Below are 24340 nucleotides of genomic sequence, written 5' to 3' on the forward strand. Positions count from 1 at the left end.
TTACTTATTGTTAAAAAAACTATATACAATTGATTTTCAATACCTTAAATTTCACCAAAAGGGATTCTCTTAAAAATATTTCAACAAGCCTTAAATCCCCTCTACCTTTGTCTCAACCAAAAGAAAGAAATTAACAAAACAATATTTATACCCCCAACTATGAAATCAATTAAATTATTTACTGCTCTTTTTGCTTTCGCTTCCTTAACTGCTGTTAACGCACAGGACAACAACGACACAAATGAAGCAGGACATGCAATGACCATCAACATTTCTGAAGTTGCCTTATTGGATATCTATGATGCTAAAACTGCTACGGAAGCTGGAACAATAGAATTTAATTTGGATGAAACTAGTATTACTGAAGCTGGACTTTACAATATGTCAGGGGCATCTTATACCGGGTTATGGCTTAACTACACAAGTCTTATAGCCGACAAAAAAGGGAATAACAGTGATAATGGTAACGGAAAAGGTCAAGGCGGATCAAGTAAAAGTGCAAGAAACATCAGTGTTCAAATGGAAAAGGAAAGTACTTTTCCTGAAGGACTAGACTTAAAAATCACTTCAACAGAAAGTTCTTTTGTTGCTAATGGAGGGGATAAAGATTCTCGTGGTGAGTTTGTAACAGGAGGGGTTGCCTTAGGTAGCACTACTAAAAAAGGAAACAATGTAGAATTGATCCAAGGTATTAAAAGTGTATACACTGGTGATGGTGAAAAAGGATTTAAATTAACTTATACCTTAGAACAAACAGATAACTTCTCATTGGTGAAGGCTGGAGAATACTCTGCTACTTTAAAGTATACTTTATCTGACCTATAGTAGATCACAACATATCATAAGGATTCCCAACCCCTTCCGGTTGGGAATTTTTGTTTCTGATAGTCTCCTCACAACCCGCGCTCTGGGTTAAAAAATTAGTACCTTCGTTGCCTATTTTAATAAAAAGGTTTTCCTTTCTCAATATAGGCTTGTTTTATAGCACAAAAAGTTACTCTATCCCAAATTCTTGGTAGGGGTACTGCTATACCTCGTTGCTTTCTTTAAGGAAATCCCTATTAACTTATAAGAAATACACAAATGAAGAAAACAAACACAGCGCTAGCTGCCAAAAGCTACCTAAAGTACCCTACATTAGTACACCTATCCCATTTTTATCGTTTCATAAAAACTAGGGAGCTGCTACAATAATCAAGGTCTCTTTATAGGCTATTGTAGTTGTTTCAATAAAACATTGATACTAATTATTTTCCCCTATTCTATCATTACATGATCCAAAACAAAAAAACACTCCTACTCATGAAAGTAAAATCTATTAGCTTTTTCTTTTGCTTCTTTCTTGCCAACCTGGCTTTTTCTAATATCACCATTCTCAACGGCTTAACCCATACCTATACCGGTCGTTCTGGCCAGGTTATTTCTGGCGAAGTGATCCTTATCAATGGCTCGTCCGAAGAGGAACGGGTTACTTTTGAGCTGAACGATGCTATTTTTTATTGTGATGCCCCTAGGATATTCACCAATGAGGAAACACATCCTAAATCGTCCAACGATTGGTTTAAGGCAGAGCTTATGGATTTAGTGCTCAATCCTAAGGAAAAGTATGTATACCGTTTTACGATTACCATTCCTAACGATCAGCAATTACGTGGTTCTTATTGGACGGTCTTGATGGTGAATGCCGAAAAACCGATCAAAGAAGAGACCCTAACAGACAACATTGGCCTTAATACCAAAATGAGGTATGCTGTTGGCTTATTGACCCACGTCAATGACTTTGATGCCGTCAACCTGGAATTTAACGACATGCAACTGGGTAAAAAAACAGAAAACACCAATGCCAATATGGACATTAAACTACAGAACCATAGTTTGTTTATAGAGGAAGTGCTATTATCCCTAGAGGTATACGATAAAAACGGAGTAAAGGTGTACGAAGGAAAATCGACCCGAAAGAAAATTTTCCCGGGGGCATGTGCCAGTTTCAATCTCGATATCTCCACGGTGCCAGAGGGCGATTATGAATGTGTGTTAATCGCCGATGCCAGGGAAGAATATATTGGTACCAATATAAGCTTACAGCTCTAGGCCTAGTCACTTTCTGTTACCATATTAGATCATTATCTTTTGAAGACCTTTTTCTTTTATTTTTTCCTTTTCCTTATAAATTGCATGTCTTGGTATGTGCAGGCGGCTCCTTATGGCCATACTAAAAGCGGTGGGAATACTAATGGAAAGGTCTTTTGGATGCCAAATTTAAAGATAGGGACCACTCATCACAATAACACCTTCCCCTCCACTATCACCTCCGTGACTCATAAGGAGAAGGCTGTGAAAATGGAAAGCAAGCTCCCTAAGGACAGTACCATCGTTTTTAGGGTAGTCAACAAACAAGCTAGCTATATCCCTAATAAAAAGCATACCCTATTGGTTGAAATAAGCAATCGCGGAGAAGCGCTTTTGATTCCACAACTAAAAATGCAACTCCCCGAGCATTGGCTACTGCTTTCCATCAATACCATTAAGGTCATAAAGAAAAATGAAACAACACAAGCCTCCCTCAGTTTTTTCATACCTTCCAATGCGCCGGTTGGGGAGGCTTTAGTTAATTTGACCCTGAAAAATAATATTGGCGTAGACCTAGCATCCCTTAACATCCCTTTAAAAATCCCCTACCTTATAAATAACAGCAATTTTTCTAGCATAACCGATACGGTAGAACACAGAGAGACATCAAACTATGAAAACAGTGATATAAGTTTTAGAGTTCTCAATCAACAGTCCACCTATAGTACTAATCAAAGACATAGCTTAGATGTAGAAATCAGCAATCGTGGAGAAGCCCTTTTGATTCCACAACTCAAAATGCAATTCCCCGAGCATTGGCAACTGCTTTCCATCAACACCCTTAAAGTGATCAAGAAGAATGAAAAAAAACAGGTATCCATCAGCTTTTTCATTCCTTCCAATTCCCCATCGGGCGAAACTATAACCAATTTAACCTTAAAAAACAATATAGGTGTTCCCTTAGCATCGCTTAAGATCCCCTTAGAAATTGCGCCCCACAATAACAATAGCGCCTATTCCCAAACGGCCATCACGGCAGCTCTTGAGGAACGGCCAGAAAAAAAAGAAAGAATACTCCCCGATAACAGTGATATAGATTTTAGGCTTGTCAATAAACAACAAGAATATAGCACTAGTAAAAGGCATACCCTATTGGTTGAAATCAGCAATCGTGGCCAAGCGCTAGTGTCCCCAACATTAAATATGGAATTGCCAGAGCGTTGGCAATTGGTTTCCATCAACACTATTAACACCCTAAAAAAGAATGAAAAAAAGCTGATATTCATCAGTTTCTTCATCCCTTCCAATGCTCCGGCTGGGGAGGCTATCGCCTATTTGACCCTAAAGAATAATATGGATATCGCCATAGAATCTGTGAAAATTCCCTTAATAATTGCTCCTAATTACGCTTTGGAAGTGTATAATGTAGAGTATCCTATTAATGTAGAAGCAGGCGAACTCATAAAAATGAGCTATGCCATTAAAAACATAGGGAATATTGACCAAAACGTTTTGCTGAGTTCCAAGAACAACATCAAAGGCCCCATCAACATGCTACTGGCACCAGATACCACCGTTTTGGTACAGCTACATCAGGAGACAGATAAAAAAATGAACAGCATCCGATCTGTCTACACCAGATTAGAGGTGTATGGGGTACAATCGGACACCACTTATAGGGCTGTTAAAAATGTAGAAGTATACCCCCTAAAAATAGCCAAGGAAGATCCCTTTTTTAGGTTCCCTATTAAAACAGGCTTCTTTTATAGCAGTTATACCGATAAGCAAGAACACTATTCTACCCTCTCCTTGGAAATATCGGGCAGTGGGTATTTGGACCTGGCCAAAAATCACCATCTCGATTTTACCTTTCGAGGTCCTAGACAAGAAAAAATAAGACGTTTTGGAAACGCCGACTATTATGGCATTACCTATAAATACAAACAAGACACCCAGCTGTTTTTGGGAGACCATACCCATACCTTTAATAGACTGGGGCTGAACGGAAAATACGGGATGGGATTTGTGTTTGACCAGGAATGGGAGAAATGGTCGCTTTCGGCCTTTTATACCAAACCTAGGTTGTACCAAATAGACGGCGATGCCCTGACTGGAATTAAAACTTCCTTTTTTTGGAATAAATACACCACCAGTGGTATATCGTTGCAACGTACTATTAGGTCGGAAGTAGATTTAAGTACCGAGGATAGGTCTACGGTACGAGAAAAAGGATTTGTTCTGACCTTTGATATGGAGTACGATAAAAACGACACCAATATTGAGTTGGAATCTTCCGTGAGTACCACCAACAGATTTATGGATGTCGCCAATTATGTAAACTTTGGGCAACGAATAGGACGTTTTTTCTATACAGGAAATATTACCCTTACTGGGATTAATTATTTTGGTACCATGAACAATAGTACCCAATACTATAATTCCCTGAGTTACGGTTCCCAAAAATGGAATTTTAGGGCCGGCCACAACCTCTCTAAAGTAAACCAACGGCTCGATCCGCTATACTATGCCTCGGAGCCCTATTACGAAAATTATTTTGCCGATATTCGTTTTAGAAACAGTAAGCATCACCAGTTAAACCTAGGGGCTTCTAGCCGTATCAAAGAAGACCGCTTAGAACCTAAAAACTATCATTACCGTGAACACGGAATTAATTACGGTTATACTTTTAACCATCAAACGCTCAATGCCAATTTTGGCGGTACCCTTGGGCGCACCCAAAACCTATTGAGCGAGGATACCGATTATAGGACTACCTACAACCATAATCTAGGGCTTGGCCTTAGGATGTATCATCATTTTGGCCTTAGGGGAAAATTAAGCCATAATTATAGCAACCGCTATGGGTACGATAATACCATCAGCAATTACTATCGTTATAGCCTGGGATTCAATGGAAAAATAGGACGAAAAGTAAATTTCTCTGCCAATTTTAATTCAGGCTTCTCTCCAGAAGAGACCTATTTAAAAAGGGATTATATCAATCTAAGTGCCATGGCCCGGATTCATAAAAACCATCAGTTAGAAGTTTTAATGAATTATTTCGAAAATCCAGGGGTGGTAGGCAATGCGGAGATATTGGCCTATGCAAAATATACCTTGACCCTGGGAGTTCCTCTAAAAAGAGTATTAAAACAAGGGGGCGTAGCGGGTACGATCTCCACTACAGACCCCGATATTCCCACCAAAGGCATTAAAATTATCGCTACCGGAAAAACCTTGCTAACCGATAAAAATGGGCAATTTGAAATCAACAATTTACCCTTGGGCAAGAATTTTATTCTGGTAGACCAGACCACCCTGCCACAAAATGTCATCACCCTTTCTAAAAACCCGCATGAGGTCTTTATAGAACATAAGAACAAGATCCACCTAGATATTCAGCTGATTCGGGCGGCCAGTATTAGTGGACACTTATCCCTAGACCTATCGGAGGGAAAAACGGGAGAATACCTTTTAAATGGCTATATAAAACTAGAAAATGCCGATCTTACCCTTTATACCGAATCGGATAAGGACGGAAAATTTGAATTCCACCGCTTGCCCCCGGGAACTTATGCGGTATCTTTAGTACGTCTACGGGAACAGGACAATGAGTTTTCCGACAATAGAAGTATTCAGGTGACGGTAGCCTCGGGCGAAACCCAGGAAGCAGAGATCGTTTTAAAATTAAAAGAACGCAAAATTAAGTTTCAAAATAAAAGATTTAATTTAAAAAGAGAATGAGAAATTACAGTTCCTTATTTCTATGGGTTTTGGGCCTATGCAGTCTCCTAGGCTTTGGCCAGGAAACCATAGACACCAACAACCTTAACAACTATACCAATGGCGGAGATAAAAAATCTACGACCGCCCAAATTTCCCTGCTGCCCATTGCCTTGGTAGATGTGGAACCAGATATGGACAATACGGTTAATTTTGGGATTCCAGAAGGCGGAATGGAAGCCGGTCTCCCAGTAAACTTTAACAGTGTATTTGAGGAAGCTACCAATAATAGGCTATGGCTGAATTTCACTTATCGCGCCATAAAAAAAGACGCAGAAATAACCGTACGCGCCAACCAAAAGCTTCCCAAAGGCATTAAATTAGAGGTAGAAATCATTAACACCTCTAATACGGGCGATTTCTCAGACAATATTAAAATTAAAAATAAGGTCAAAATCAAAGATGACAAAGGCCATAAACTCATTGAAAAAATCGGCAATGGCTATTCTGGCAATGGTGAAAATCACGGTTACCAATTACAATATACGCTAGACAACAAATATGGTGAATCCCTGCCTCCAGATTTTAGGATTATCTATGAAATAATTGAGAAATAAAAAATGGTAAAAACAATAAGCACCAAATTAGTATTCGCTTCCCTTTTGTTATTGGCATATAACAGCTACGGGCAACAATTACAACAGGGCACCCTGGATGTCAGCGGAATGCCCAATTTTATACAAACGATCAATAATGTCGTCCAGGAGGCCGGAATCGACGATAAAAGCCTGGGGTTTGAAACCGAAATGGACGCCACAGAAATCAGCTTTACCATCAATGCTTTGGCGATCCTGTCCTCTTCTCAGCTATGCGCAGAGAATGTGTACCGCTATTCCGTGTATATGCACAGAAGCTATAGCCATGATTTTGAAAAAACGGTCATACAGGCAAAAACCTATAGTAATAGCGGCAACCGCTATCCAAAAACAATTTCCTATGACAATCGCCCGGCACAAGCGATGGGTGCCCGAAATTTAAGTCCAGAACAAGGCGGACAGTATATTACGATCCCCGACGACCCTTCCCGCGCCATTAAGGTAATGGAATTTATAGGCTGCCGTACCGATATCCCTATACAATATAGGATACTCCCTAGCACCCTTTCCCCAGAAGGCCTTTCTTCCATAGACATTCATTTCACCGTGGTGGCCAGCGAACAATAGGACCGCACTGCAAATGCAACGACTTGCATTTGCAGTAAGGGGCCAGCCGGGGCGTTGGCGTTGGTTGCAGTCATTTTCAAGAAACAATTCAGTCTAAGAGGCAGTAAACGGTAAACACTAATCAGGGAAGTTCACGTCCCTACTATGTGGGATTCAGCTAACAATTGGAGGCAAGAGAAAAGAAAAAGGAGAAGAGAGAAAAGAAACAAGAAAATAGAGAAGAGAGCAGAGAAAAGAGAGTAATCAGTAAACAGAAAAAAAAATTAAGGATTGGTTTTATGGAATTCTATATTATTTCATGAAACTGATTGCTAGTTACATCATCCCCACATCCCCCTTACTCCCCCTTTACGCCTAAGGCGCTAAAGCTTTAGCGCACACGGCACGGGGGAATCCGCTTTATTTAACCTTGTTGTCAAGTTCACGAAATACTGAATTATCTTTTTATAAGTTTTATTTTTTTTGGCCTACCGAAAATTTATCGTAAAATTTGAGTGAGGATCGAACGTTAAGAAATAGTCCTGTGGACTATTTTAGTGAAGAGGCCAGCCTGCCGCGCTGGAGATTTTAGGCTGTCTGAGCTATACGTATTATTCTCATTTACCTATATTTTTAAAGCGAGTTCCTAAAATTTAGGTGCTAACAAAGAAAATATTATGAATGAATCATTTCGCAAGTTAGGCCAACGCCACGGCTGGCTCCTCATTCCAAAGGTACACCGTACCTTTGTCTCTCGGCCCTAATTCGTTTTTCATCAATGGAAAAAATGAATAGAACACGTAGAGCTGAGGCTTTCAAGAACCGTCCTTTGAAAGAAGAAAAGAACTATGTGGCAACAATCCATTTGAAAATAGATGACTGAAACTCCATACTTTTCAAGGAAACAACTACCTAACAGCATAATCCCGACATCCCCCTTACTCCCCCATACTCCCCCTTACGCCTCGGCGCACACGGCCCGGGGGAATCCGCACGATTTAACCTTGTAGTATATAGAATAAATGTATTTCTAATGGTAAATACCTTCGTTACAACTTTCTTATTATAAAATAGCCCTTCAAAACGACGAAAGAACCATGTTAATAAGACTCATTTGACGTTTTAGAGGTTCTCTACTTTCATTAAAAGGCAGCTAACATCAAGAATGGTTAGTATTAAAAGAACCCGGCCTATTTTAATTTTCGTAAAAAATCAAGTGCTTTATACAGCGGGTGATGGAAGCCGTCCGGCAGCCCATCTTCACCTTAATGAAAGCGGCCTGGGCGGTGCGGCGGTCTGTATTCCTATAAAGTAGCTAATTAGCAACCTGGCCATCGCTACAGCTGGCTCCTCCAACCAAAGGTACACAGTACCTTTGTCTATCGGCCCTGGGCGATGCAAAAAATGAACAGGACCGAGCGAAAAATGCAACGATTTGCATTTGCAGCGAGGGGCTATTTCAATTTACAATAAACAGTAAACAATTAGCAATAAAAAAAGAGAAGAGAGAAGAGAAAAGAGAAAAGAGAGAGGACCGAGATGGAAATACAACGACTTCAATTTGAAGAAAAAGGCCAGCTGGCGCGTTGGCCTTGGCGGCGTCCATTTTTCAATTAACAATTCATTCCAATGGGCAGTAAACAGTTATGGAGCTACCAAGCCAAGGAGCATTCAAGCAATGTCGAACCACCTACCCATAAACGAGCTATGACAAATTTTCCGGAATTAATAAAATCATGAGTGCACTAAAAACAAAGCCAGCGCAGCTAGGAACCTGATTCGCAGAATAGGTTTCAAAAGCTCCGAGAGCAGGAGCTGAGGAACGAGGCGACGCGGAGTTTTGAAACCGGTTTTTCGACCTCGGTGTCGAAAAAATTCATCGAATAAGGCGCCTTTTTCTTTGCTTCGTTTCTTTTGGGCGAACAAAAGAAATGAAGAAGAAGCGGAATGATTAGGCTTTCAAGAACTGTCCTTAAAGGACAAAAAGTTTCATTTTATAAAATCTTACAACCAAGCTAACTACTACCAACCTTAGTTTATTAAAAAACTATAAGCCCCTCGGTTACCACAATCCCAATTTTCAAATTATCCCCCAATTGCTACATTTTCACATTGATACATTGTTACATTAACTAATTGTTACATTAAACCATTGCTGCATTAACTGGCAATAAGCCCCTCGATTAAGATCCACCCCAATTTTCAAATTTTCAAATTCCCTCATTTTCAAATTACTCCAACCCAATTGCTACATTTTCACATTGATTCATTGGTACATTAATCCATTGATACATTATAAAACCCATAAGCCCCTCAATTACCACAATCCCCATTGTTACATTAGTACATTAATCAATTGTTACATTAAAAAGCAATCAACCCCTCAATTACCACAATCCCAATTGATACATTGTTACATTAACTAATTGATACATTAATCCATTGTTACATTAAAAAACGATAAGCCCCTCAATTACCACAATCCCAATTTTCAAATTTTCAAATTCTCTCATTTTCAAATTACTCCAACCCAATTGCTACATTTTCACATTGTTACATTGTTACATTGTTACATTGACTAATTGCTACATTTCCACATTAACCCATTCTTTTGAAAAGTTTAAATTTTCACCTAAAACACGTATTTCATCGAATAATTAACACCTTTAAACGATGTTGTTATATTTTTATATACTTTTACCCGGCCGCTCCAAGGCCCCCTACTGCCCATTGTAGGGCACAAAGTTTTTAGAGCCCCAAAGATCACAACCATGAAAAAATCAGTCTTTATATTTTTCTTAGTTTGTTACCTGCCTATTCTAAGCGCCCAGGACGATCGTTCCGCTGCATCCCATAATATCAATATTTCCATTCCCGAAATAGCCCTGCTCGATATTTATAACGGACAAACAGGCAGCAATGTCGATGTGGTAAACCTGAACGTAAGCATCGATAACAATACGGTAGCCGGACAATACAACCTATCCCATGTTAATTTTAGCGATATATGGCTGAACTACACCAGCGTGGTAGGCGACGAAGCCAATGGGTACCAGCCTTCTCGAGAAATTACGGTGCAACTAGATCCGGACAGTACTTTTCCAGCGGGACTCGATTTAAGGGTTACGGCCGAAAATCCAAAGATTGTCGAAGGGGGCGGAAACCAATCGTCTCAGGGGACCGTAGTGGCTGGTGGTGTAGCCCTGGGCAGCAGTACCGAAGCGGGAGTACAAGTGAGCTTGGTAAAAGATATCAAAAGCGTTTATACCGGTGATGGTGCCAATGGCGTTAAACTCACCTATAGCCTAGAACAAAAAGATAATTTTTCATTGGTACAAGCAGGCAACTACCAGGCAGTGATCAGGTTTATACTAACCGATTTATAATGGTCTTTTACAGAAAGGGAGGTGCTATCCCCTATTACACAAAGGTATTCTTAAAAAAACGCCTTCCTTAGGACAGCACCGAGACACCCCTAAAACACTAAAGAATAGCAATTTACCAGTAACACGTTAAGGTTCTTACAAGTACTATAATAAAGGACCTATATTTTATAGAATTGTATATTTTTTTATGAAACTATCAATCTTATATTTGCAATTTTAAAAACACCCTGCAAATCAACCTATCTAAACAATAACCTATCAATATTATGAAGGAAGTAGACCCCACTACAACCCATAACAACGGAAGCGGCAACAACGTTTTAATTTTTGATTCTATGGTAGGCCATGCCGCCTACAGCAAAAAATACTTTGAGACTATTAGCAAGGTAGACTGGAATGTCTTGATGCTGAAACGATTTTCGGAAGTCCATGATGTTTTAATGAATACCGACATACAAGCAGCCGTACTCTTTATCTACGACAAAAAAGGCCTATATCAGCTATTGCCATTCCTAAACAGGGACATACACCTTATTCTATGTACCGACAAAAGCGAGGTTTGGTGGCTACAATACAACCTTTCAAACGTAGAAATACTCCTTATAGATATGCCCAAGGACGAATTGTATGAAAAGATAGAAACCATCCTCTTTGGTTGGCTAGAACCACACAGATTAGAAGCCGCCAAGGCAACTGCCAGTAGATAATTAATTCAGTTACGCAGGTACCGGGTCGTTTTGTTATGGGGTCATAAGGTGGTAGCGCTAATACCTCCCCGAATTATACCGTGATTATTTTGGGCGTTCCCCTATCGGGTCGCTCTTTCCGCTGTATCTTTTTTTGCCGGCCCATGCCGCCCAAAAAAGGATGCCGCTGCAATCCCTAACGCTTTTTCAATTAACAATAAACAGTAAACAATTAACAATAAAAAAAGAGAGGACCGCACGGAAAATGCAACGATTTGCATTTGGAGAGAAGGAGCCAGCCGGCGCGTTGGCCTTGGCGGCGTCCATTTTTCAATTAACAATAACCAATTAGAGAAAAGAAAATAGAAAAGAGAGAAAAGAGTAGTCAGTACCTCCCCTACTAAACCGCGGGACTATCGGCCAATATGACTTTTTGCTTCAATAAAAGATACTACTCATCTCAATTGGTTAAAATCAAAAGATTCCGGCCTATTTTAATTTTCGTGAAAAATCAAGTGCTTTTCACAGCGGGTGATGGAAGCCGTCCGGCAGCCCATCTTCACCTTAGTGAAAGCGGCCTGGGCGGTGCGGCGGTCTGTATTCCTATAAAGTGGCTAATTAGCAACCTGGCCATCGCTACAGCTGGCTCCTCATTCCAAAGGTACACCGTACCTTTGTCTATCGGCCCTGGGCGATGCAAAAAATGAACAGGACCGAGCGAAAAATGCAACGATTTGCATTTGCAGCGAGGGGCTATTTCAATTTACAATAAACAGTAAACAATTAGCAATAAAAAAGAGAAGAGAAAAGAGAGAGGACCGAGAAGTAAATGCAACGACTTCAATTTGAAGAAAAAAGCCAGCTGGCGCGTTGGCCTTGGCGGCGTCCATTTTTCAATTAACAATTCATTCCAATAAGCAGTAAACAGTTATGGAGCTACCAAGCCAAGGAGCAGTCAAGCAATGTCGAACCACCTACCCATAAACGAGCTATGACAAATTTTTCGGAATTAATAAAATCATGAGTGCACTAAAAACAAAGCCAGCGCAGCTAATTGCCCTGATTCGCAACATCGGTTTCAAAAGCTCCGAGATCCAGCTTTTTTATTTGGAAAAAAGCGCGGAGTTTTGAAACCAATTTTTCGACCTCGGTGTCGAAAAAATGTATCGAATAAGGCGTCTTTTCTTTTGGTTCGTTTTCTTTGGACGGGCAAAGAAAATGAACAGAAAACGTGAAGTTTCAGGCTTGAAGAACTGTCCATTAAAAGAACAAAGGAACCATGTGTCAACACCCCATGTGAACAGAGTTAATTAAAACACTATAATCTTCAAGAAAACGATTACCTAATTGAATAATTCCCACATCCCCCTTACTCCCCCTTTACGCCCAAGGCGCACACGGCCGGGGGGAATCCGCTTTATTTAACCTTGTTATCAAGTTCACGAAATACCAAATTATCTTTTTATAAGTTTTATTTTTTTGTTGGCCTACCGAAAATTTATCGTAAAATTTGAGTGAGGATCGAACGTTAAGAAATAGTCCTGTGGACTATTTTAGTGAAGAGGCCAGCCTGCCGCGCTGGAGATTTTAGGCTGTCTGAGCTATACGTATTATTCTCATTTACTGGTATTTTTAAAGCGAGTTCCTAAAATTTAGGTGCTAACAAAAAAAATATTCTGAATGAATCATTTCGCAAGTAAGGCCAACGCCACGGCTGGCTCCTCATTCCAAAGGTACACCGTACCTTTGTCACTCGGCCCTAGTTCGTTTTTTCATCAATGGAAAAAATGAACAGGACCGAACGAAAAATGCAACGATTTGCATTTGCAGCGAGGGGCCAGCCGGCGCTTTGGCCATGGATGCAGTCATTTACAATTAGAAAATAGAGAAGAGAGAGTAAAGAAAAAAAACTAAGGATTCATGTGATATAAAATTCTATAGTTTTCAAGGAACCGACTAGCTAATTGTATAGTTCCCACATCCCCCTTACTCCCCCTTAATAAGGGGGAATCCGCTTGATTTAACCTTGTAGTATATAGAATAAGTGTGTTTCTAATCGTAAAAAGTCTTTTTTATAACCTTCTTATTAGAAAATAATCCTTCAAAAAAACGAAAGAACCATGTTAATGAGACTCCTTCGTCGTCCTGAAAAAGGACTTCGTGGAGTGACGACGCTGCAAGGGGATTCCGTCCAAGTGACGGGAAAAAATAAATCGAAAGACCATTCGTAATCAATTAGTTATGATGTTTTGAAACCCTGTTTTATAATACCTCCATCATAAAAAAAAACCACCTACATTTGGTCATTATTATTAATAAAACCGATGATGGCATTGATGGAAGAAATGCTAAAAGATCCGACTGATGTCCACGGTAGAGACGCCCAAATTGGGCGTCTCTACGAATGAATCCGTTGATAAGGTCAACTCCGATACCCCCCCCCTATTCATCCCGATCCCATTAATATGTCGCCCCGCTGGGCTATGATAGTTCTGAAAGGAATCCTTATCAATATGTCGCTCTTTCAGAGCTTATATCATCCATTTTTAATTTGACGTCCCTACGCGGTTTAATTTATCGCCACAGGACAGCATTGATTCATTAACCGGCTATCAGCCCCTCAATAACCACAATCCCAATTGTTACATTAAAAAACCACAAGCCCCTCAGTTAAGATCCAACCATAATTTTCAAATTCCCTCATTTTCAAATTACCCCCAATTGTTCCATTTTCACAATACCTCTCCATAAGCTGAAATCCCGGGTTATAATTATCCACGCGATAACCAACCCCCAATTGTTACATTAGTACATTAACTAATTGTTACATTAAGTAGCTATCAGCCCCTCAATTAAAAGCAAACCCAATTTTCAAATTTTCAAATTCTCTCATTTTCAAATTCCCCCAACCCAATTGGTACAATGTTACATTAACTAATTGTTACATTAAATGACTATAAGCCCCTCAGTTAAGAGCAAACCTCAATTTTCAAATTTTCAAATTCCCTCATTTTCAAATTCCCCCAACCCAATTGCTACATTTTCACATTGATTCATTGGTACATTAAATGACTATAAGCCCCTCAGTTAAGATCCAAACCCCAATTTTCAAATTAGCCCAACCCAATGACCACATTGCTTCATTAATCCATTGTTACATTAAAAAACCTTAAGCCCCTCAATTACCACAATCCCAATTGTTACATTAAAAAACCACAAGCCCCTCAGTTAAGATCCAACCATAATTTTCAAATTTTCAAATTCCCTCATTTTCAAATTACCCCCAATTGCTCCATTTTCACAATACCTCTCCATAAGCTGAAATCCCGGGTTATAATTATCCACGCGATAACCAACCCCCAATTGTTACATTAAAAAACCTTAAGCCCCTCGGTTACCACAATCCCAATTATTACATTTTCACATTAATCCATTGTTACATTAAAAAACCACAAGCCCCTCAGTTAAGATCCAACCTCAATTTTCAAATTTTCAAATTCTCTCATTTTCAAATTCCCCCAACCCAATTGGTACATTATCAAACCCCCCTCCCCCCTCCAAAAAAACCACACCACCCCTTCAAACAGTCATAATTTTGCCGACAATCCCCCTGCTTTTTACGGTATAGAATCAAAAAACAAAACAAAATAAACGTACTAAAGAAGACCAAGCCTGCCAAAAATCATCAAAACCAGCTTCTAAAAAACCTCTAGTTTTACCCAAACAATGCATTTCACCGAATAAATACGTCCTTTTGTCGATGATATTGATTTTTTTATGTAGTTTTACTAGGCTTCGATAAAATAGCTGCAGCCGATTATATGACGTAAAGAAGAAATTAGAAGCCGTAACAATCACAACCATGAAAAAATCAGTCTTTATACTATTTTTAGTTTCTTACTTGCCGTTTCTAAACGCACAGAACGATCGTTCTTCAGCTTCTCACAATGTCAATATTTCCATTCCCGAAATTGCTTTGCTCGATATTTATAACGGACAAACAGGCAGCAATGTCGATGTGGTAAACCTAAACGTTTCCAACGACAACAATACCGAAGCCGGACAATACAATCTGACTAATGTCAGTTATGGCGATATATGGCTTAACTATACCAGTGTGGTAGGAGACGAAGCCAATGGCTACCAACCTTCCAGAGAAATTACGGTACAACTAGAGCCAGAAAGCTCCTTTCCAGCGGGACTCGATTTAAGGGTTACGGCCGATACGCCCAGGATAGTACAAGGGGGAGGCAGCGAAACCTCAGGCGGTAACGTTACCCCAGGTGGAGTGGCTCTAGGCAGCAGCAATGCCGCCGGCGTGGAAGTGACCTTGGTAAAAGACATCAAAAGCGTCTATACCGGTGATGGCGCCAATGGTGTCCGACTCACCTATACCCTAGAACAAAAAGACAACTTTTCCCTCGTACAAGCCGGTAACTACCAGGCAGTGATCAGATTTATGCTTACGGATTTGTAAAACAGAAAGGAGAAGAGAGAGTAAAGAAAAAAGACTAAAGATTCAGGTTTTATGGAATTCTAAGGTTTTTCATGAAACAGACTGCTAGTTGCATCATCCCTACATCCCCCTAGCCCCCTTCAAAGGGGGAATCCGCTTTATTTAACCTTGTTATCAAGTTCACGAAATACCGAATTATCTTTTATAAGTTTTATTTTTTTTTGGCCTATCGAAAATTTATCGTAAAATTTGAAGGGAAAGTACCGTAAAATTTTAGGCTGTCTGAGCTATAGGTATTTTAATTTTAACTGTATTTCTACAGCGAGTTCCTAAAATTTAGGTGCTGAGCAATAAATTTAGATAAAGATTCGTCAGCCTAGTTTTTTTTGGTTCGTTTTTTCATCAATGGAAAAAATGAACAGAAAACGTGAAGTTTGAGGCTTGAAGGACCGTTCTTAAAAAGAAGAAAGATTCATATTGATAAGACTTTAATCACTCATAAAAGGATTAACCCTCGCTACACCTGGCTCCTCCAAACAAAGGTACACAGTACCTTCGTTTATCGGCCCTAATTCGTTTTTCATCAATGGAAAAAATGAACAGAACCGAGCGAAAAATGCAACGATTTGCATTTGCAGCGAGGGGCCATTTCAATTTACAATAAACAGTAAACAATTAACAATGGGAAAAAGAGAAAAGAGATGAGAGAAGAGAGAAAAGAGATGAGAGAATAGAGAAAAGAGTAGTCTGTACCTCCCCCGCATGTTGCGGGAGTACCGGCCAATATATCTTTTTACCACAATAAAATATACTATTTATCTCAATTGGTTAAAATCAAAAGATTCCGGCCTATTTTAATTTTCGTTTTAAATCAAGTGCTTTTCACAGCGGGTGATGGAAGCCGTCCAAAGAGCATTTCACCCTAGTGAAAGCGGCCTGGGCGGTGCGGCGTGCAAAGTGCGTAGATTTTTAGAAAATGAAAATCAGCCTAGCGTTTTTGGGTTCTTTTTTGGGCGATGCAAAAAAGAACAGATCACGTAAAGCTGAGGCTATCAAGAACTGTCCTTAAAAAAGACAAAAGCCCCATGTACCTCCAATCCCTACCAGACCATAAAAACCCAGTAAATCATAATCCTTTAGAGAAGCGTTAATTGGAACGCTATAGTTTTCAAGAAAGCGATTACCTAATTGAATCATTCCGACATCCCCCTAGCCCCCTTTACGCCACGGCGCACACGGCACGGGGGAATCCACATGATTTAACCTTGTAGTATATAGAAATGGTGTTGTTCTAATCGTAAATAACCTTCTTATTAGAAAATTATCCTTCCAAAAAACGAAAGAACCAGGTTGATGAGATTCCTTTGACGTTTTATAGGTTCTCTAATTTCATTAAAAGGTAGCTAACATCAAGAATGGTTATAAACAAAAGATTCCGGCCTATCGAAAATTTATCGTAAAATTTGAAGGGAGGATTGAACGTTAAGAAATAGTCCTGTGGACTATTTTAGTGAAGAGGCCAGCCTGCCGCGCTGGAGATTTTAGGCTGTCTGAGCTATAGGTATTTTAATTTTAACTGTATTTCTACAGCGAGTTCCTAAAATTTAGGTGCTGAGCAATAAATTTAGATAAAGATTCGTCAGCCTAGCGTTTTTGGGTTCTTTTTTGGGCGATGCAAAAAAGAACAGATCACGTAAAGCTGAGGCTTTCAAGAACTGTCCATTAAAAGAACAAAGGAACCATGTGTCAACAACCCATGTGAACAGAGTTAATTAAAGCACTAAAATTTCCAAGAAAACAACCACCTAACGGAAACCCTAAGCCCCCCCTTACAGAACAAGGGAACCCGCACGATGTTACCTTGTTATCCTGTTATGGAGTTAACGGTTTACCGACTTAACGATGTAACGATTTAACAAATTAACGTATTAACGAGTTATCAAGTTACCTTGTTATCCTGTTACCGAGTAATAGAGTAATGGAATTCACGAATCACTGATTTAACAAATTAACGTATTAACGAGTTATCAAGTTACCTTGTTATCCTGTTACCAAGTAATAGAGTAATGGAGTTCGCGAATCACCGAATTCCCGACTTAACGAGTTCCCAAGGTACCAAATTCCCGAATCACCGATTTAACAATTTAACAATTTAACAAACTACCAAATCAACCAACTCCAACATTAACTTCTTATCTTAGTACCGAATTCCCGACTTAACGAATTAACAAAATACCGAGCTACCAAATTCCCGAATCCCCTTCTTATGAATCACCAATCAACCACCTATTGCTTTTCTTTTGCCTTGGACCCAAGGAGGCCTCAGCCCAAAACCGATCATAATAAGTTGGCAACCAGCATAGAAAACTCCAATAATAGGCATTTTCTGTCCTCTATACTAGAAAAAAGTGTAAGAATTCAACATATTATCGAAATTAGATCACTTTATACGGACAAAAAGATTATATTTCGCCTACAAAACTTATATTTGTAGCGGCAAAATTTCCTTCCCAAAAGGTTCCCCAAGGAAAATACTTGCCCAAGAACGGGACCCCCGCCCGATTTCAAGCGAATAATAATAAAAGAAAACCCCTTTACATAGGGCGCTATGACCAAAAACACCCTTTGTAGAGCAGTAAAAGATTCGTAAAACAAGGCCCTAAAACAGCCCTTATAATCATGGATATGACAAAAAATTAGGTGCCCAAGCATCATATCGTCTAAAAAATGACTTTTAACAGCATAAAGATAGTTTAAGAAAATTTTAAGTATTATTTTTGCCCCGCTTTTGCACATACAGCATATGTTTTTAATGTGCTAATTTAAAGATGTATACAGAAAAAAGCACAAATTTTTTCAGAAAAAGCAACAATTTTGTAGTAAAAAGACTCTAAAATAAAATCAACCATAGCACTAAACATGTCCATATTAAATCAAATCTTACTGAATCCCTATTTTTTAGCGTGTTTATCTCTGTTTATAGCCTTTGTGATTTCTATAAGAATGTATCCGGTTATTATATTGTTGGGATATAGAAAAAATTTGGTAGCCAATCCAGGGCACCGTAGTTCGCACGTAAAAAAAATCCCTAATTTAGGCGGCATCGGACTGTTTATTGCCTTTTCTATTGCCCTTACTATCTTGGGAAGCTTGTCCTACCTATCGCCAAGCTCCTTAACAAAACTAGTCTCCCTCCTATCGGCCATGATCATTTTGTTTTTCCTGGGGGTAAAAGACGATATTATAGGCCTCTCTCCCAAAAAGAAATTAATAGGACAAATACTATCTGCTGCTTTGGTAGTAATGACCACCGATCTTAGGATCCATAATTTAGGCGGACTCTTTGGACTGGGAGATTTCCCTTATTTATTTTCGGTAGCCTTTACCATCTTTTTATTTGTATTTGTGGTCAATGCCTTTAACCTGGTCGATGGTATCGACGGACTGGCCTCAGCCATTGCTATTATTGCCAGCGCAACCTTTGGTATCTTCGCCCTGCTAAACCACCAGTACCTGATGTTATTGACATCTTTTACGCTTATAGGTGCCTTGGCCGGATTCTTACGCTACAATTTTTCCGAAAAACGAAAGCTCTTTATGGGCGATAGCGGCTCTATGTTCATTGGCTTTTTATTGGCCTTCCAGGCATTTAGCTTTTTAGCCTATCAGGACAGCCATTACGGCGCCTTTACGGTGAGTAATGCCCCAATTCTGGTATTGGCTATTTTATCCTTCCCCCTATTAGATACGATCAGGGTATTTATCATCCGAATCAAAAATGGTCGCAGCCCATTTAGTGCAGACCGCAACCATATACCCACCGATTGTTGGACCTGGGTTTAAAGCACAAAAAAGCCACCATTATGGTGAGTATCATCAATATAGTGATGATCGCCTTGGCCTTTGCGATAGGCGGACTCGACATCAATCTGCAACTGATTATCATCTGTATGGCAGCCCCGGTATTATGCCTATGTCCGTTTTTAATGGAACGGCAACAAGGAAAGATCAAGCTAGTACTGCCTAGTTTCAGATAACCATATCATTCACAAACACAGTTCCCCCTTTAACAAAAAGCATACCCAAACACCTATGCCCTGGTACGTACTCCATACCAAGCCTAAGAACGAAAAAAAAGCCGCTATCCGCTTGCAGGATATGGGCATAGACGCCTATTGTCCAACACGAACAGAGGTGAAGCAGTGGAGCGACCGCAAAAAAAAGGTCGAAGTGCCTTTATTACCTTCTATGATTTTGGTACAGTTAGCCGAAAAAGAACGCAACCACGTTTTTCAGGTCCCAGGAGTACTGCGCTATATGCATTGGCTCGGCAAACCCGCCACCGTCACTCAGGCCGAAGTAGAGGCCCTACAAGCTGTCCAAAACCACAAAAACAATCATAATATAAAGGTCAAAGCCATACAGCCCGGCACCAAAATAGACATGAGCGCCATGGGCTTTACCAAACAAGAAGGCACCGTGCAATACGTCTCCGGCAAAAACTATTGGGTAGTCCTCGAAGGACTCGGTTTTGTCATCAAAATGGAAATCTAGCTGAATACAATTAACAATAATCAATTAACAGTAAACAATAGGGGGGCCGAGAAGGAAATGCAACAATTTGCATTCACATCGAGGAGCCATTTCAATTTACAATAAACAGTAAACAGTAAACAATTATGTACGTCCCTGATATAGGTTGACCACTAAAAAGTGGAAAATTATGAAAGCAAATGTACGGAGTATCCGCAAACAGCGTAAATACTCGGAAGAATTCAAAAAACGTCTTGTTGCTGATTTCGAAAAAGGGAAATTCAGTGTTCCCCAATTGGAGAAACTTCATGGGGTTACTCACGCTACCATTTATCGGTGGATCTATAAATTCTCTATCTTTAATGAAACCGGATTTAGAGTTATAGAGATGAAAGACAGCAGCACCAAAAAGAAGAAAGAGTTAGAGGCGCGGGTAAAAGAACTAGAGCGCACCGTGGGCCGTAAGCAAATCATGATCGATTATCTAGAGAAAATGATGGAGGTCGCCAAGGACGAACTAGATATTGATATCAAAAAAAACTTCGGCACCCCACAATCAACCGGTTCCGGGAAAACAAGCAAAAAATGAGTTTTTCCCTGAACGCCCTGTACAAGGAAGTCGGCCTGAGCAAACAAGCCGTCTTTCAGTACGATGCACGGCAGAAGATCTTCGACCAGAAGGTCAGACAGATGGTCCTCGAAGCAGACGCGCTCCGAGAGTACCATCCTGGTTGTGGGGTGGAGAAAATGTATTATTCCCTTAAACCTGGGTTTATTGGAAGGGATAGGTTCGTTGAACTGATGATGGATATAGGATATAGATTGAAGCGTAAAAAGAACTATAAAAGGACGACCATTGCCTCCAAGATATATTACCCCAACCATATCAAAGGAATGGTGGTGGATCGCCCATCAATGATCTGGCAGTCCGATATAACTTATATCCCAATAGGTAACAGGCACTATTATGCGGTTTTCATAATTGACGTTTACACCAAGAAAATCGTAGGATACAAGGTCTCCGATAATATGAGAGCTCAAGCCAATATGGAAGCACTGAATATGGCACTTAAGGACAATGCAGCTCCTTTGTACCATCATAGCGATAGGGGAAGTCAGTACATCTTTAGAGATTACATAAAGCTTTTAAGGGACAATGGAAGCGAGATAAGCATGGCGCTTTCAGCCCAGGACAATGCTTACGCAGAGCGTATTAACAGGACCATAAAAGAGGAATACCTGAGTTATTGGCAACCTAAAAATTTTAACGAGTTAAAGCATTGTATTGAAAAAGCGGTCAAAAATTACAACAATAAAAGACCGCACAATAATATAGGAAGAATGACCCCTACCTCATATAGTGGCAAAGTATCCTTATTAAACCCTGATCAAAGAGAAAAACTCGTTATCTTTAATAATGAAATTAATATCTAAAAACGGTCAACGCTAATCAGGGAAGTACATTATCAATAAAAAAATGGAGTTACCGAGCCAAGGAGCAGTCAATTAAGGACGAGCAGATTACCCATAAACAAGCTATGACAAGCCTTCCGGATTTAATAAAATCATGAGTGCGCTAAAATCAAAGCCAGCGCAGCTAATTAACCTGATTCGCAGAATAGGCTTCAAAAGCTCCGAGATCCAGCTTTTTTATTTGGAAAAAAGCGCGGAGTTTTGAAACCGATTTTTCGACCTCGGTGTCGAAAAAATTCATTGAATCAGTGTCTTTTCTTTTGTTTCGTTTTCTTTGGACAAGCAAAGAAAATGAAAAGAAAACGGAATCCAGAGGCTCTCAAGAACTGTCCTTAAAGAACAGAAAGTGTCATTTTAAAAAACCCTATACTCTTGCTAACTACTACCAACCATAGTTTTATTAAAGAAAGTAACCAGCTGGTACGTTGGTCATAGATGTAACTCACTCTTTGAATGAAAACAATGGCTTAAAAGGAGAAAAGAACCATGTGTCAACAATCCATTTGAGAAGAGTTAATTGAAACTCTATAGTTTTCAAGGAAACAACTACCTAACAAAATAATCCCCACATCCCCCTTACTCCCCCTTCTAAAGGGGGAATCCGCATGTTTAAACTTGTTAGTATATAGGATAAGTGTGTTTCTAATCGTAAATATCTTCTTTATAATTTCCTTATTGGTAAATAATCCTTTAGAAAGGCAAAAGAACCAGGTTGATGAGACCCCTTTGTCGTTTTAGAGGTTCTCTACTTTCATTAAAAGGTAGCTAACATCAAGAATGATTAGTATTAAAAGAACCCGGCCTATTTTAATTTTCGTTTAAAATCAAGTGCTTTTCACAGCGGCTGGCGGAAGCCGTCCGAAGAAGTAGCCAGTAAACGGTAACCAGTAAACAGAAAATGTAGTTGTCTAGTTATTAAATTAGGAGTAATCATTCTTCGACGCAGGCAAGAAGCGACGAGTCATCTAAGCGTAAACAAGCTAAGAAAGCGTCCAAAAAACAATAAAATCATCAGTTTACTTAACAGAAAGCAGCGCAGCTAAAAAAAGCCTGATTCGCAGAGGACCGAGAGGAAAATGCAACGATTTGCATTTACAACGAGGGGCCATTTCAATTTACAATAAACAGTAAACAATTATCAATAAAAAAAATGGAGCTACCGAGCCAAGGAGCAATCAATTAAGGACGAGCAGATCACCCATAAACAAGCTATGACAAGGCTTCCGGAATTAATAAAAATCGTGACAGCACTAAAAACAAAGCCAGCGCAGCTAATTAACCTGATTCGCAGAGGACCGAGAGGGAAATGCAACGATTTGTATTTAGCGTGAGGGGCCATTTCAATTTACAATAAACAGTAAACAATTATCAATAAAAAAAATGGAGCTACCGAGCCAAGGAGCAATCAATTAAGGACGAGCAGATCACCCATAAACAAGCTATGACAAGGCTTCCGGAATTAATAAAAATCATGACAGCACTAAAAACAAAGCCAGCGCAGCTAATTAACCTGATTCGCAGAATAGGTTTCAAAAGCTCCGAGAACAGGAGCTGAGGAACGAGGCGACGCGGAGTTTTGAAACCGGTTTTCGACCTCGTTGTCGAAAAATTCATCAGGACCGAACGGAAAATGCAACGAATTGCATTTATAGTGAGGGGCCAGCTGGTGCGTTGGAAAAGCTCCGAGATCCAGCTTTTTTATTTGAAAAAAAGCGCGGAGTTTTGAAACCGGTTTTCGACCTCGTTGTCGAAAAAATTCATCAGGACCGAACGGAAAATGCAACGATTTGCATTTATAGTGAGGGGCCAGCTGGTGCGTTGGTCATGGATGTAACTCGCTCCCGGAATAACAAAAGATGCTTAAAAAAGAAAAAGCCCCAATTTAATGCGATTTCTCCTCGACCCAAAAGTAAAACTCTATCGAAATAACTGCTAGATTCAGTAACCGGTAAACAGAAAAAACTACAGATTCAAGTTTAATGGAATTCTATAGTATTTCATGAAACTGATTGCTAGTTGCATCAGCCCTACATCCCCCTTACTCCCCCTTCCAAAGGGGGAATTTAATATGTATAAAAATGAAGTTTGCTTCATGTCTAAATTAATTACTCTTCGAAGCAGAATATTAACAATAATCCACCAACCCATAAACGAGCTATGACAAATTTTCCGGAATGAATAAAATCATGAGTGCACTAAAAACTAAGCCAGCGCAGCTAGGAACCTGATTCGCAGAATAGGTTTCAAAAGCTCCGAGAGCAGGAGCTGAGGAACGAGGCGACGCGGAGTTTTGAAACCGGTTTTTCGACCTCGGTGTCGAAAAAATTCATCAGGACCGAACGGAAAATGCAACGATTTGCATTTATAGTGAGGGGCCAGCTGGTGCGTTGGCCATGGCTACGGCTGGCTCCTCTAACCAAAGGTACACCGTACCTTCGGTTCTCGGCCCTGTTCGTTTTCTTTGGACAAGCAAAGAAACCGCTTTGAGCGGTTCACGAAATCCGTTAAAAAACAAATAAAAACCACTTGAGCTAAAATGAAAAGAAAACGGACAGTATAAGCTATCAAGAATTGTCCTTAAAAAAGAATAAAGAACCATGTTAATAAGGCTCCTTCGTCTCCCTGAAAGAGGACTCCTCGTAGTAACGAGAAAAAACCCCCATCTACCTACATTGCTACATTAGCTAATTACTACATTAAACAGCTATAAGCCCCTCAGTTACCACAATCCCAATTAGTACATTTTCTCATTGATTCATCGATTCATTAACTACCAATAAGTTACTCAGTTAAGATCCAACCCAATCTTCA

The 24340-nt window shown here is 39.7% G+C and carries 13 protein-coding genes; all 13 read left to right on the forward strand.

Annotated features, from left to right (window positions below; translation table 11 throughout):
• Positions 1-159: 159 nt before the first annotated feature.
• The 13 genes from HCG49_RS01360 (at position 160) to HCG49_RS01420 (ending at position 21490) form a co-directional block, all read left to right on the forward strand.
• On the forward strand, positions 160-825 hold the full coding sequence (locus tag HCG49_RS01360; RefSeq protein WP_168467769.1) for a hypothetical protein: 666 nt from the start codon (positions 160-162) through the stop codon (positions 823-825).
• 477 nt (positions 826-1302) lie between these two features.
• Positions 1303-2091, forward strand: coding sequence for a hypothetical protein (locus tag HCG49_RS01365; RefSeq protein WP_168467770.1), 789 nt, complete (start codon positions 1303-1305; stop codon positions 2089-2091).
• Positions 2092-2175: 84 nt separating this feature from the next.
• Positions 2176-5814, forward strand: a complete 3639-nt coding sequence (locus HCG49_RS01370) for a carboxypeptidase-like regulatory domain-containing protein (RefSeq protein WP_168467771.1) — start codon at positions 2176-2178, stop codon at positions 5812-5814.
• The gene (locus HCG49_RS01375; protein ID WP_168467772.1) at positions 5811-6410 is read left to right on the forward strand and encodes a hypothetical protein; all 600 of its coding nucleotides are present in this window, start codon (positions 5811-5813) and stop codon (positions 6408-6410) included. The genes HCG49_RS01370 and HCG49_RS01375 overlap by 4 nt, the downstream gene beginning before the upstream one ends.
• Before the next feature lie 3 nt (positions 6411-6413).
• Complete coding sequence (locus HCG49_RS01380; protein ID WP_168467773.1) at positions 6414-7016, forward strand: hypothetical protein; 603 nt, start codon at positions 6414-6416, stop codon at positions 7014-7016.
• Between the two features lie 2750 nt (positions 7017-9766).
• Positions 9767-10381, forward strand: a complete 615-nt coding sequence (locus HCG49_RS01385) for a hypothetical protein (protein ID WP_168467774.1) — start codon at positions 9767-9769, stop codon at positions 10379-10381.
• 266 nt (positions 10382-10647) lie between these two features.
• Complete coding sequence (locus tag HCG49_RS01390; protein WP_072765901.1) at positions 10648-11088, forward strand: hypothetical protein; 441 nt, start codon at positions 10648-10650, stop codon at positions 11086-11088.
• A 3841-nt stretch (positions 11089-14929) separates the two neighbouring features.
• On the forward strand, positions 14930-15544 hold the full coding sequence (locus HCG49_RS01395) for a hypothetical protein (protein ID WP_168467775.1): 615 nt from the start codon (positions 14930-14932) through the stop codon (positions 15542-15544).
• 2898 nt (positions 15545-18442) lie between these two features.
• Entirely contained in the window at positions 18443-19366 is a 924-nt protein-coding gene (locus tag HCG49_RS01400) for an MraY family glycosyltransferase (protein WP_168467776.1), read from the forward strand.
• Positions 19367-19386: 20 nt separating this feature from the next.
• Positions 19387-19560, forward strand: a complete 174-nt coding sequence (locus HCG49_RS01405) for a hypothetical protein (protein WP_168467777.1) — start codon at positions 19387-19389, stop codon at positions 19558-19560.
• Positions 19561-19615: 55 nt separating this feature from the next.
• Entirely contained in the window at positions 19616-20077 is a 462-nt protein-coding gene (locus HCG49_RS01410) for a UpxY family transcription antiterminator (protein WP_168467778.1), read from the forward strand.
• 169 nt (positions 20078-20246) lie between these two features.
• Positions 20247-20645: a transposase gene (locus HCG49_RS01415; protein ID WP_168467779.1), complete on the forward strand. Its 399-nt coding sequence runs from the start codon at positions 20247-20249 to the stop codon at positions 20643-20645.
• On the forward strand, positions 20642-21490 hold the full coding sequence (locus HCG49_RS01420) for an IS3 family transposase (RefSeq protein WP_168467780.1): 849 nt from the start codon (positions 20642-20644) through the stop codon (positions 21488-21490). Before HCG49_RS01415 ends, HCG49_RS01420 begins: the two co-directional genes overlap by 4 nt.
• The last annotated feature ends 2850 nt before the right edge of the window (positions 21491-24340 follow it).

The organism is Arenibacter sp. 6A1 (assembly GCF_012272855.1).
Classification (GTDB): domain Bacteria; phylum Bacteroidota; class Bacteroidia; order Flavobacteriales; family Flavobacteriaceae; genus Arenibacter.